The sequence below is a fragment of the Amycolatopsis sp. 505 genome, from assembly GCF_031625235.1.
Taxonomy (GTDB): domain Bacteria; phylum Actinomycetota; class Actinomycetes; order Mycobacteriales; family Pseudonocardiaceae; genus Amycolatopsis.
Window position 1 is genome coordinate 1 of the sequence record NZ_JACKQP010000008.1, and the last position, 12,591, is coordinate 12,591.

Below are 12,591 nucleotides of genomic sequence, written 5' to 3' on the forward strand. Positions count from 1 at the left end.
AGCACTGATCGCCCTGGCCCGCCGCCTGGTCGACGTCATCTGGGCGCTGCTGCGCGACGGCCGCGAGTTTCACCCCTCACCACCGATCACGGCCGCAACCGCTGCTTGACACAGTCATTGAGACTCCTCAGTCCTGCCCCCATCCCTACCATCAGTCCAGGAACTCCGCGATCTCCTCGGGCGAGTACCCCAGCTCGGCCAGCACCTCCCCGGTGTGCTGCCCCAGCGTCGGCGGGGCGGACGTCGGCCGCGCCGGGGTGTCCGACGCCTTCACCGGGAAGCCCGTGCCCACGTACGTCCCCACCGTCGGGTGCGGCAGCCGGACCACCTGCTCGCGCGCGGCCGCCCACGGGTCCGCGTAGACGTCGTCGACCTCGTTGATGGGCGCCGCCGGGATGCCCGCCGCGTCGAACGCCTTCATCCACTCCGCCGCCGTGCGGGTCCGGAGCACCGGCTCCAGCAGCGCGTTCAGCTCGTCGCGGTGGGCGGCGCGAAGAGCGTTCGACGAGAACCGCGGGTCGGCCGCGATGTGCAGGCCGAGCACGTCGCAGAACGCGTGCCACAGCTTCTCGCTGCCGACCGCGATCACCAGCCAGCCGTCGGCGACGTGGTAGCCCTGGTACGGGACGATGCTCGGGTGCGCCGAGCCCATCCGGCGCGGGCGTGGCGCGTCGTAGAACACCGCGCCCGCCGCATACACGTGCCAGGCCAGCTGACTGTCCAATAGGGACACGTCGAGGTACTGGCCGCGGCCGGTCGTGTGCCGGGCCTGCAGCGCCATCAGGACGCCGATGATCGCCCACGTCCCCGCGTTCAGGTCCGCCACCGGCAGCCCGACCTTCGCCGGCGCGCCGTCCGGCTCGCCGGTCAGCGACATCACGCCGCCGAGGGCCTGCGCCACCAGGTCGTACCCGGCACGGTCGCGGTACGGCCCGGTCTGACCGAACCCGGTGATCGACACGTGGATCAGCCGCGGGTTGAGCGCGGACAACGTCTCGTACCCGATGCCCCACTTCTCGAGCGTGCCCGGGCGGAAGTTCTCGACCAGGACGTCGGCGTCCGCGACCAGCCGCCGGACTGCTTCGCGGCCGCGGTCGCTCTTGAGGTCGAGCACGATGCCGCGCTTGTTCCGGTTCGCCGCCAGGTAGTAGACGGCCTCGTCGCCGACGAACGGCGGGCCCCAGCCGCGGGTGTCGTCGCCGTGGCCCGGCGGCTCGACCTTCACCACGTCCGCGCCCATCTCGCCGAGGTACTGGGTGCAGTACGGCCCGGCCAGGATGCGGGAGAGGTCGACGACCTTGATCCCGTCCAGCGGTCGAACAGCAGGGGGCATCGATGGCTCCTCGTCTCGGCGTCCGGTCCCTTTCTACCCGGCCGCCCCTCGGGAATTCACCCACCGACCATCGCGGGAGGCCACTCGTCCGGGGGCGGCATTTCTGCCCTGATGCCCGGTTCACCCCCACGTCACCCTGGAGATCTTGTCCGCAGTCCCGGAGAGGGAACCCATGCGACGGTTCGGGGTCCTGCTGCTCACCCTCCTCACCCTCGGCACGGCGATCGCCGCCCCGGCGGCCGCCGAGGAGCCGGTCATCGCCGCGAAGCCGCCGATGGGCATCTCGTGGTCCCGCGGCTGGAACCAGTGCCCGCGGATCGACGACGCCAAGGTCCGCGCGGCGGTCGACACGCTGGTCACCAGCGGCCTGAAGGACGCCGGCTACAGCTACGTCAACATCGCGGGGTGCTGGGCGGCCAAGACGCGCGCGGCCGACGGGAAGCTCCAGCCGGACACCGCCAAGTACCCGGACCTGCCCGGGCTCATCGCCTACGTGCACGCCAACGGCCTCAAGTTCGGCCTGCACAGCGGCACCGGCGCGCTCGTCTGCGGCAGCGCCATGCCCGGCTCCCGCGACCACGAGGAACTGGACGCGCAGACGTTCGCGGCCTGGGGCGTCGACTACCTCGAGTACGACACGTGCGGTGGCGAGAACGGCGTCGCGGCCGCCACCAAGAAGATGAGCGACGCGCTCAAGGCCACCGGACGGCCGATCCTGCTCGCCATGATCGACACGTTCTCGGCGAACTACCGCCAGTGGGAGTGGGCGCCCGGCGCGGGGGCACAGACCTGGCAGCTCACCAGCGATCTCCCGGACAACTTCCCGGCCGCGATGCTGGCCGTGGACAAGCAGATCCCGCTGGCCGGGCACACCGGCCCCGGCGGCTGGAGCGACCCGGGCTACCTCAACTTCAGCATCGTCGACCCCTGGGTGCGGCGCGCGCAGTTCTCGTTGTGGGCGCTGCTGAACGCGCCGCTGATGCCGAACGAGTCGTTTCCGCTGGACACGATCGCCAACCGCGACGTGATCGCGGTCGACCAGGACTGGTCCGGCACGCCGGGACGCAAGGTCCGCGACCTGTCCGACGGCGAGATCTGGGCGAAGCCGATGTCCGACGGCTCGGTCGCGGTGCTGCTGCTCAACCGCGGCCCGGTCGCCCGGACCATCGTGTTCGACCTCGCGGAATCCGGGGTCGCGGCAGCGCCGGTCTACCGGGTCCGCGACCTGTGGACCGGCGCCGAGCTGACCAGCACCGGCACGCTGCGCACGTCCACGCGCGCGAATTCCGGGACCTTCCTCCGCGTGTGGCCCGGTCAGCCGTCCCCCGCCGAGCCGCTGGTGACGCTGGGCGTCGAGCTGCCCGAGGGGTTCCTGGCCGGCCAGGCGGTGCCGGGCACCGTGACGCTGACCAACGACGGCGACACCCCGATCACCGACGCGCGGTACACGATCACCGTGCCGTCCGGGTGGGCGCTGGACGGCCCCGCGCAGGTCGACGTCCCGCGGGTCTCCCCCGGCAGCACGGTGACACGCGAAATCACGCTGCGGCCGACCGCGGCACCGGCCGCGAAGGTGCTGGTCGGCGCGAGCGGCGGGTACACGAGCGAGTTCGGCCCGCGGTCCGCGGCGGGCTCCGCCGAGGCACCGCTGGTGACCGCGCCGGGCACCGGGACGACCTACCTCAGCACGCGGCCGTGGCTGTACTCGGAAAACGGGCTCGGCCCGGTGGAACGCGGCAGCGTGGCCAACGGGCGGGCGATGGCCGTCGGCGGCGTGGGCTACCAGCCCAACAGCGGGATCGGCGTGCACGCGCCGTCGGTGATCCGCCTCCACCTGGGCGGGGCGTGCAAGTCGTTCACGACCCAGTACGGCGTCGACGACGCGTCGGGCCCGCAGGCGACGGTGGCGTTCCGCGTGCTGGGCGACGGCCGGGAGCTGTTCGCGACGGGGATCGTCCAGCGCGGCACGAAACCGCAGAAGCTGACAGTCCCGGTCACCGGCGTGCAGCAGCTGGCCATCGCGGTCGACGACGGCGGTGACGGCTCGGCGGACGAGTACGCCGACTGGATCGCCCCGAACGTCAGCTGCTGACGGCTCCCTCGAGCAGCGCAACGGCCTGCGCGGTCCGCCGGTAGAGCACGAACCGCCCGTCCCGGACCTTGGTGACCAGGCCCGCCCGGTGCAACGCGCCCAGGTGGTACGACACCGTGCCCGGGCTGTACCCGGTCCGGGTCGCGAGCTCCGCCGTCGACCGCGCGGGTTCGAGGTCGGCCAGCAGTGCCGCGCGGGCCGCGCCGACGACCGGGGCGATCCGGCCCGGCCGGTGGTCGGCGCCCGTGCCGACGCCGTGCGCCGGGTAGCAGAGGACGACCTGGCCGGGGACGTCGATCTGGATGCTGGTGCCGGGCCAGCTGAGCACGCCGGGCGCGAGGACCAGCTCCCGGCCGGAGATGTCGGCCTCGCCGTCGAACGGCTTGACGACGGTGATCGCGTTTCCGGCCCAGCCGATGGTCGGGTGCAGGCTGCCGAGCACCCCACCGACGCCGTGGCGGGCGATGGTTTGCGCGCGGTGGGTGATGTCCCGGTCGAGGACCGACTGCAGACCGGCCCAGTCCTCGGCCAGCGCCTCGCGCCAGAACCGGGCGAGGCCGTTGGCCAGGCGGCGCGGCATCGTCCCCGACTCGACGCTCCGGCGGGCCGTGACCGGCAGCGGTCTGGTCCAGTGGGCCTGCGTGTGAGCCAGCACCTGGGTCTCGACGTCGTCCTGCGCGGTCGCCTCGATCCGGGCGATCTGCTCGTCGAGCAGGTCGCGGTGCCGGGTGGCCGTGCCCGGCTGCGGGGTGAGCAGGTCCGGCGTGTAGACCTCGCCGGGGCGCGGCAGCAGGTCCAGGAGCAGGGCGACGTCGGGGTGGGCGAGCGCCGCGCGGGCGAGCGGGCCGGGATCGCCGAACACCGGGTGCCGCCCCGCGTCGGCGGCGAGCTTCAGCCAGGCGAGGGACTCCGCCGCCAGTGACGGGGAAAACCGTGTCCTGGCCACCGTCTCGGCGTCGACCCGCAGCTTGAACACCTCATCGACGGTAGCAGCGAAAGCGGCGGATTTGAACCGGCTCGAATCCTTTCCGGTCGGAGGTTCCCGCGGGGTTGAGTGGGCTGGTGTGCATCCGACGTGCGGGGACAGTCGCGGCCGTGGCCGCCGTGCTGCTCGCCTCCGCGCCGGCCGCCACGGCCCGCGCCGCCGACGCGCCCGCCCCCGGCTACCGCGCGTGTTCCGTCCTCCGCACGATCGCCTGGTACAGCTGGGTGGCCGGTCCCGACGGCCGGTACCGCCTCGTCACGGTCCGCCGGCCGTACTCGTTCAGCGTGGTGTTCCCGGTGCGCTGAGCTCGAGCAGCCGGGCCTGGGCGTCCCGCAGGTAGCGGTCCAGCGCGGCCTCCGCGGCGTCGAACCGCCCGCCGCGCAGGTCGTGCAGGATCTGCTCGTGGCAGTCCAGGAACGGCTCGTAGAACTCGCGGGTGTTCTCGTTGAGCACGAAGAACAACCGGGTTTCGGCGAGCACCTGCCGCATCGTCGCGGACAGGCGCTCGCTGCCGGCCAGGTCCGCGAGGGCCTGGTGGAAGTGGATGCTCGCGGTGCCGACCGCCGGCCAGTCCTCGGCCGCCGCGGCGGTCCGGCCGGCCTGAAGCGCTTGCTCGACCGGTGAAAGATCCACTGTGGACAGTTCGGCCGCGCGGCGCAGGGCCCCGCATTCGGTCGCGCGGCGCACGACGTAGAGGTCCTCGATGTCCTCTGTGGTCAGTTCGCGCACGAACACGCCGCGGTTCAGCTCGTGCACGGCCAGCCGTTCGTGGGCGAGCAGCTGGAAAGACTCGCGCAGCGTGTTGCGCGAGACGCCGAGCGCCGAGCTGATCACCGGCTCGGACAGCCGTTCACCGGGGGCGAAGACGCCGTCGGTGATGTACTGGCGCAGGATCGCCGCGACCCGCTCGGCCGTGCCGCTGCGCTCGAGCAGGTGCCGCGCGCTCTCCAGCCCCGAGGCATCGACGGTCACGGCACTACCTGACGCCGAGTTCGAAATCGAGGCTGTACCGGTTGCCCGGCATCGCCCCCGCGGCCTTCGCGCCGTCGATCGGCAGCACGACGCCGTTGACGAACCGGGACTCGTCGCTGGCCAGGAACACCACGGCCTTCGCGACCTCCCACGCCTCGCCGACGCGGGCCGCGGGCGTGCTCGCGACCAGCTGGTGCTGCTTGGTCTCGAACTCCTCCGGCGAGTTGAGCGTGCTGCGCAGCATGTCGGTGTCGATCGCGCCCGGGTTGACCGTGTTGGCCCGGATGCCCTGGTGCGCGTGGGCGACGGCGATGGACTTGGTCAGCCCGACCAGCGCGTGCTTGGTGGCGTTGTACACCGGGTCGCCGGGGCGGCCCATCACACCGCCGTTCGACGACGTCGTGATGATGCTGCCGGCCTTCTGCTCGATCATGTGCGGCAGCACGGCGCGGGCGCCGAGGAAGGCGGCGCGGACGTTGAGCGCGAAGATGTGGTCGAAATCGGCGAGCGTGGTGTCCACCAGGGACTTGCCGAGGTGGATGCCGACGTTGTTGAACAGCACGTCGATGCGGCCGGCCTCGGCGAGCACGCCGTCGACGAACGCCGCCACCGCGGCCTCGTCGGTGGCGTCCACTATGGAATGGCGGTGGCCGTCGAGTGCTTCCGCGGGCTCGCGGATGTCGGACGCGAAGACCGTCGCCCCCTCGGCGAGGAACTCCTTCACCGTGGCGAGGCCGATGCCCCGCGCGCCGCCGAAGACCACCGCAACCTTGCCGGCCAACCGACCCATGCTCACTGCCCTGCTCTCAGTCGTGCTGTCTGCTCTTCGTCCACCACGTAGTCCCCGGGCAGCCGGACCAGCGCGTCCGGGTCCCCGAGATACCGCACCTCGACGCCGTACACCGCACGCGCCGCCGCCACCGAGACGTACCCCTCGACGACGTCGGCGAGCACCGCCGCCGCCGGCCGCTCGGCCGGCCGCCCGTACCCGCCACCGCCGGGCAGCGTGACGTCCACCACGGACTCCGTCGCCAGCGGCACCCGGCTCTTCGCGGGCAGGTCCCGGCCACCGTGCAGGCCGAAGCGACCGGGCGCGCCGGGTTTCCCACCGGCCACCCCGGACGCCGCGGCCCGCACCCGGTCGACGTTCCCGTTGACGCTCCAGGAAGTCACGCCGAGTGCGCCCATCGTGGTCACCTGTCCGAGTCCGCCGCGGAACCGGCCGGCGCCGCCGGAGTCCACGCGTAGCTCGCGCGCGTGCTGGACCAGCGGCGCCATGGTCTCGATGACCTCGGTCGGCGTCGACCGCAGGCCGCTCGGGAAGCCGGTGGTGGACAGGCCGTCCTTGTCCGCCCGCGCGCCCATCCCACCGGTCTGGAAGACGTTCAGCATGAAGCCCGGCCCGCGCCAGATGGTCATCCACAGCGCGTCCGCGCTCGGCGCGAGCGCCGTGCCGGGCAGCGCGCCGATCAGCAGCGACGGCAGGAAGTGCCCGATCAGGTGCCGGGACGCGACCGGGGCCGGCGGGAGGCAGTTCAGCACCGAGCCTTCGGGTGCGGTGACGTGCACCGGCCGGAACGACCCGGCGTTGTGCGGCACCTCGGGCGAGATCGCCGCCTTGACCGCGAACGACGCGTACGCCCGCGTGTAGTTCAGGACGACGTTGATCCCGCGTCGGCTCTGCGGCGAGGAGCCCGCGAAGTCGAGGTGGATTTCGTCGCCGTCCACAGTGGCCGTGACGCGCAGGACGATCTCTTCGTCGTCGAAGCCGTCGGTGACGATCTCGTTGGTGTACGCGCCGTCGGGCAGGTCCCGCAGCGCGTCGCGCAACGCCCGCTCCGAGCGGTCCATGATCTCGGCGGCGACCTCGTCCAGGCTGTCGAGGCCGAGCTCGGCCAGCAGCCGCAGCAGGCTCGCCGCGCCGACCTCGTTGCCGGTGACCTGCGCGTACAGGTCGCCGATGGTCTCCTCCGGCGTCCGGACGTTGGCCCGGATCAGCCGTTCCAGGTCGGCGTTGACCTCGCCCGCGCGGAGGAACTTCAGGATCGGCAACCGGAGGCCTTCTTCGAAGACCTCGTGGGCTTCGGCGGACACCAGCCGCCCGCCGATGTCCGGCGCGTGGCAGCAGGAGGCGAACCACGCGACCAGCCGGCCGTTCCGGAAGACCGGCGTCGCCACCGTGATGTCGTTGACCTGGCCCGCGGTCTGCCACGGGTCGTTGGTGAGCAGCACGTCACCGGGTTCGAGGGTCTCCGGCGGGTACGCCGCGACGAAGTGGTGCATGCCTGTCGCCATCGCGTTGATGTGCCCAGGCGTGCCGCCGACGGACTGGCCGATCATCTCGCCGCGCGAGTCGAACACCGCGCAGGCCAGGTCGAGCGACTCGCGCACGACCGCGGAGAAGGCCGTGTTGACCAGCGCGTTCTGCTGCTCGGCGAGGATCGAGTGCAGCCGGTGGCCGAACAACCCGACGACGATGGGGTCGACGCTCACACCGTCACCTCCAGAGCGCCGTCGGCCCGGACGACGCAGGACGCGCCCGGCGGGACGACCACAGTGGACTCGCGTTCCTCCACGATGGCCGGCCCGTCGACCCGCGCGCCGGGTTCGAGCCGGTACCGGTCGAACACGGCCGTGTCGACAAATCCACCGGCCGCCGGGAACCAGGCCGGCCGGCTGCCCTTCCGGGCCTCGCCGGCGGAAGCCGCCTCGAGCCGCAGGGTGACCTCCGGCGCGGGACCGCTCGACACGACCCGCCAGTTCAGCACCTCGACGCCGACCTCGGGCCCGGTCCGCCGGTAGAGCGCGCGGTAGGTGCTGGTGAACTCCTCGATCAGGGTCCCGGGCCAGGGGCCGTCGTGGACCGGGACGCGGATCTCGTAGCCCTGCCCGGCGTACCGCATCTCGGCGACGCGCCGGTGCGTCACCTCGTCCACTCCGGACTTGGCGAGCAGCGCCGCGCCCTCGGCTTCCATCTCGGCGAACAGCGCGTCGACCTGGTCCCACGTCAGGTCGTGGACGGCCGCGCGGGCCGACCGCACGAAGTCGAACGCCAGCGGTGCGGTGAGGAACCCGGCCGCGCTCAGCACCCCGGCCGCGGGTGGCGCGACGACCGAAGGCGCGCCGAGGGCCCGCGCGACGCCGACGCCGTGCACCGGACCCGCCCCGCCGAAGGTGTACATCGGCAGCTTCGCCGGGTCGTGCCCGCGCTCGACGGCGTGCACCCGCGCCGCGTTGGCCATGTCTTCGTTGACGCTCGTGTGGATGCCCCAGGCGGCCTCTTCGACGCTCACCCCGAGCGGATCGGCGATCTTCCTCCGGAGCACTGCTCTCGCGGCCTCGGCGTCCAGGCGCATGCCGCCGCCGAGGAAGTAGCCCGGATCGAGGTAGCCGAGCACGAGGTCGGCGTCGGTGACCGTGGGCTCGGTGCCGCCGCGGTCGTAGCAGACCGGGCCGGGCTCGGAGCCCGCCGAGTCGGGGCCGACGGTGAGCAGGCCCAGCGCGTCGATCCGGGCGATCGAGCCGCCGCCGACGCCGATCTCGATCATGTCCGTGACCGGCACCCGCACCGGCAGCCCGGAGCCGGGCAGCAGCCGGTACTTGCGGTCCACTTCGAACTGGTGCGTCACCAGCGGCGTGCCGCCGGCGATCAGGCACAGCTTGGCCGTGGTGCCGCCCATGTCGAAGGCCAGCAGGTCCTCCGGCCCGATCGCCGCGGCCGCGAGCGCCCCGCCCGCCGGGCCGGACTCCAGGATCCGGATCGGGTGCCGGGCCGCGGTGTCCACACTGGCCAGTCCGCCGTTGGACAGCATGATGTGCGGCGCGCGGGTGATCCCCAGCCGGCGCAGCCGCTGTTCGAGGTCGCGCAGGTACCGTTCGGTGAGGTCCTGGACGTAGACGTTGGCGACCGTCGTCGAGGCCCGTTCGAACTCGCGGATCTCGGGGACGACGTCGGAGGACAGCGCCACCCGCAGCGAGGGCGCGACCTCGGCCAGGAGCTCCGCGGTCCGGCGTTCGTGCGCCGGGTTCGTGAAGGCGTGCAGGAAGCAGACGGCGACGGCCTCGATCCCGCGGTCCGCCAGTTCCCGGCCCAGCCGCGTGACGTACTGCTCGTCGAGTCCGGTGTGGACGGACCCGTCCGCGAGGATCCGCTCCGGGACGTCGAACCGCAGGTGCCGGGGCACGAGCGGCGCCGGCAGTTCCAGGTGCAGGTCGTAGAGCTCGTACCGGTGCTCACGGCGCATCTCGAGGACGTCCCGGAACCCGGCGGTGGCCAGCAACGCCGTCCGCGAGCCCGTCCGCTCGATCAGGGCGTTCGTCACCAGCGTCGTCCCGTGCACCACCTGCTCGACGGCGCCGAGGTCCGGCAGCAGCGCGGCCAGGCCCTCCTCGACCGCACGGGCCGGCTCGTCGTGCGTGGTCAGGACCTTGCCGACCGCGACGATGCCGGTCTCGTCCACCGCGCAGAGGTCGGTGAACGTGCCGCCGATGTCGACGCCGATCCTCATGTCCGGTACCACCGCGGCGAGGTGTTCAGCGGCGGCTTCAGCTTGGCCTTCACGACCAGCACGTTCGGCTCGTCCGACTCGACGAACTCGCCGAGCAGCCGCCGGAACGCCCGCCCGAAGCCGGAGACGCGGTCGGCGTGCACCCCGAACGACCGGGCCAGGCCGACGAAGTCCGGGCTGTCCCAGTCGACCCCGCGGTGCGGCAGGCCCTCGCGGTCCTGGTCGTAGCGGAGCATGCCGTACCCGCCGTCGTCGACGAGGACGACGGTGACCGGCAGCTGCTCCTGCGCGAGCGTCGCCAGGTCGCCGCAGCCGTAGAGGAACCCGCCGTCGCCGGTGATGCAGATGGCGCGCCCGGTGCCGGCCGCGGCCGCGCCGAGCGAGGCCGGGAAGCCGTAGCCGAGGGTGCCCCAGCCCATCGGGTAGGCGAGCTTGCGCGGCGCCCGCACCCGGTGGAAGCCGCCGACCCAGTACCCGGCCACGCACATGTCCGAGACCAGCACGGCGTCCGTCGGCAGCACCTCGTCCAAAGTGGACAGGAAGTCGGAGGCCTGGGGTTCCTCGTCGCGGATGCGCTGACGCACCCGGCGGCCGATCCCCGCCAGCCGCAGCGTGATGTCGTCGAGCCCGTCCCGCTGCTTCGGCAGCAGGCGCTCGACGATCGAGCGCGCGTCCCCGACCAGCGTCAGGTCGGGCGGGTAGTTCTTGGCGGCGTCGTCGGCGTCGACGTTGACCGCGATGAGCTTCGGCGGCTTGGGCATCCGCCAGTTCTGCGTCATCAGGCCGTCGAAGTCGGTGCCGATGGCCAGCACGACGTCGGCTTCGTCCCACAGCTCGCCGACCTCCGGCGTGTGCACCGGGTTCGGCGCCAGGCACGGGTGGTCGAGCGGGAGCAGCCCGCGGGCGGCGAACGTGGTGATCACCGGCGCGGCGAGCTTCTCGGCGAGGGCACCGATCGCCTCGCCCGCGCCCGACCGCAGCGCGCCACCGCCGGCCCAGATCAGCGGGTGCCGCGCGTCGGACAGCATCGCCTCGGCCCGCGCGAGGTCGGGCACGTCGACGTCGGGCTTGCGGTGCGGGGCGGGCGGACGCCGGTGCGGCACCTGTTCGCGCAGGTAGTCGGTCGGCACGCCGAGGTAGACCGGGCCGCTCTGCGGCAGCTGCGCGAGCCGGGCGGCGCGGTGCACGGTGGTGCCGATCTGGTCGGGGGCCCGCACGGTGAAGCCGCCCTTGGTCACCGGCGCGAACATCGCCTGCTGGTCGGACGTCTCGTGCAGCACGCCGCGGACGACGCCGGGGCGCCGCAGCGTCGAGGGGATGTCGGTGGCGATGACCAGCACCGGGGCCGCGGACGCCATGGCCTCGCCGACCGCGCCGAGCGTGTTCGCCGCGCCCGGACCGGTGGTGACCAGCGCGACGCCGAGCTTGCCGGTGGCGCGGGCGTAGCCGTCGGCGGCGTACCCGGCGGTCTGTTCGTGGCGAACGCCGACGAGCTTGATGCGGGTTTCACCGAGGGCTTCCCACAGTGGCAGGTTGTGCACCCCCGGAAGGCCGAAGACGATCTCCGTTCCGAGCGCTTCCAGCGCGTCCACCAGCTCCCGAGCACCACTCACAGCCACGGGCCGGATACTGCCAGATCGTTCAACGATCTGGCAATCTGCCCCTAGACGATGTTGTGCTCGGCGCTCGCCGACCCCGCGGCGAACCGGCGGACGTCGAGCCCGGCGATGTCCACCTCGGGCCGTCGCCGCAGGTAGAGGTCCCGGATCAGCTCCCCGGTGGCCGGGCCCATCTGGAAGCCGTGGCCCGAGAAACCGGTCGCGTAGAAGAACCGCGACAACAGGACGCTTTCCCCGATGATCTGGTTGCGGTCCGGCGTCGTTTCGTACAGCCCGGCCCAGGCGGTCCGGATGCCGGCGTCGAGCGCGGCGGGGAGCCGGCGGCCCGCGAGCTCGGCCAGCCGCGGCAGCCACTCGCCCGGCTCGTACCGCGTGTCGAAGCCCGGGACGCCGTCGCCGTCGGAGAACGACATCGCCAAGCCGGGCCCTTCGCGGTGGAAGTAGAAGGCCGACGGCATCTCGATGGTGAGCGGAACCGCTTCCGGCAGCCCGGGCACCGGCCCGGTGAACACGACCTGCCTGCGGTACGGACGCACCGGCAGGTCCAGCCCGGCGCGTAACCCTGGACGACCGCGTCCGGCGTCGCCTTGGCGTCGTCCGGCGACCAGAGGGCGGCCACGACGCCGTCGGTCGCCACCGGCGGGAGCACCTTCTTCGCTTCCGCCGGGTCGAGCAGGTGGCTGCGGACGCCGTGCTCGCGCTGGAGCTCGGCGCAGCGCTCGAACGCGGGGACGTCGGCCGGGTCGGTGACGAGGTAGAGGTAGCCGTCGCGGCGGAAGTCGATCTCGGTGCCGAATTCGCTCCGGAAAGCGCTGTACGCGGCGAGCCCGCGCAGGCCGAGCTCGACGTTGACCCGGCTGGTGAACGACGACCGGATGCCGCCCGCGGCCTTCGCCGTCGAGCCGCCGCCCAGCTCGCCGCGCTCGAGGAGCAGCACGTCCACGCCGGCTTCGGCGAGCCGGAACGCGCAGCTGACGCCGATCACGCCACCGCCGATCACGACGCACTCGGCCATCGGTGGCAACGACGTTTCCCCCGTGCCGCGGCCGGTCATACTCGCCAATGTAGAACGTGATCCACCG

Annotated in this window: 9 protein-coding genes and 1 pseudogene; 2 read left to right on the forward strand and 8 right to left on the reverse strand. The window is 72.8% G+C overall.

The window, feature by feature from the left end:
* Positions 1-151: 151 nt before the first annotated feature.
* Positions 152-1,333, reverse strand: coding sequence for a CoA transferase (locus tag H5965_RS27840; RefSeq protein ID WP_310973246.1), 1,182 nt, complete (start codon positions 1,331-1,333; stop codon positions 152-154).
* A 172-nt stretch (positions 1,334-1,505) separates the two neighbouring features.
* On the opposite strand from H5965_RS27840, the gene H5965_RS27845 reads away from it, so the two are divergent.
* Positions 1,506-3,425: an NPCBM/NEW2 domain-containing protein gene (locus H5965_RS27845; RefSeq protein WP_310973248.1), complete on the forward strand. Its 1,920-nt coding sequence runs from the start codon at positions 1,506-1,508 to the stop codon at positions 3,423-3,425.
* Here H5965_RS27845 and H5965_RS27850 read toward each other — a convergent pair.
* Entirely contained in the window at positions 3,415-4,401 is a 987-nt protein-coding gene (locus H5965_RS27850; RefSeq protein WP_310973250.1) for a DUF5937 family protein, read from the reverse strand. The genes H5965_RS27845 and H5965_RS27850 overlap by 11 nt on opposite strands.
* A 119-nt stretch (positions 4,402-4,520) precedes the next feature.
* Here H5965_RS27850 and H5965_RS27855 point away from each other — a divergent pair, with 119 nt between their 5' ends.
* Positions 4,521-4,715 carry a hypothetical protein gene (locus H5965_RS27855; protein ID WP_310973252.1) on the forward strand — a complete coding sequence of 65 codons (195 nt, stop codon included), beginning with the start codon at positions 4,521-4,523 and terminating at the stop codon, positions 4,713-4,715.
* Here the strand turns inward: H5965_RS27855 and H5965_RS27860 are convergent.
* From H5965_RS27860 to H5965_RS27885, 6 genes and pseudogenes are all read right to left on the reverse strand, one after another.
* On the reverse strand, positions 4,690-5,382 hold the full coding sequence (locus H5965_RS27860) for a GntR family transcriptional regulator (protein ID WP_310973254.1): 693 nt from the start codon (positions 5,380-5,382) through the stop codon (positions 4,690-4,692). The genes H5965_RS27855 and H5965_RS27860 overlap by 26 nt on opposite strands.
* A 4-nt stretch (positions 5,383-5,386) precedes the next feature.
* Complete coding sequence (locus H5965_RS27865; protein WP_310973255.1) at positions 5,387-6,172, reverse strand: SDR family oxidoreductase; 786 nt, start codon at positions 6,170-6,172, stop codon at positions 5,387-5,389.
* 2 nt (positions 6,173-6,174) lie between these two features.
* A complete protein-coding gene (locus tag H5965_RS27870) occupies positions 6,175-7,875 on the reverse strand; it encodes a hydantoinase B/oxoprolinase family protein (protein ID WP_310973256.1) in 1,701 nt (566 codons plus the stop codon).
* Entirely contained in the window at positions 7,872-9,890 is a 2,019-nt protein-coding gene (locus H5965_RS27875; RefSeq protein ID WP_310973258.1) for a hydantoinase/oxoprolinase family protein, read from the reverse strand. Before H5965_RS27875 ends, H5965_RS27870 begins: the two co-directional genes overlap by 4 nt.
* Positions 9,887-11,509, reverse strand: coding sequence for a thiamine pyrophosphate-binding protein (locus tag H5965_RS27880; protein WP_310973259.1), 1,623 nt, complete (start codon positions 11,507-11,509; stop codon positions 9,887-9,889). The genes H5965_RS27875 and H5965_RS27880 overlap by 4 nt, the downstream gene beginning before the upstream one ends.
* Positions 11,510-11,553: 44 nt before the next feature.
* Positions 11,554-12,563: pseudogene (locus H5965_RS27885) on the reverse strand (NAD(P)/FAD-dependent oxidoreductase).
* Between the last annotated feature and the right edge of the window lie 28 nt (positions 12,564-12,591).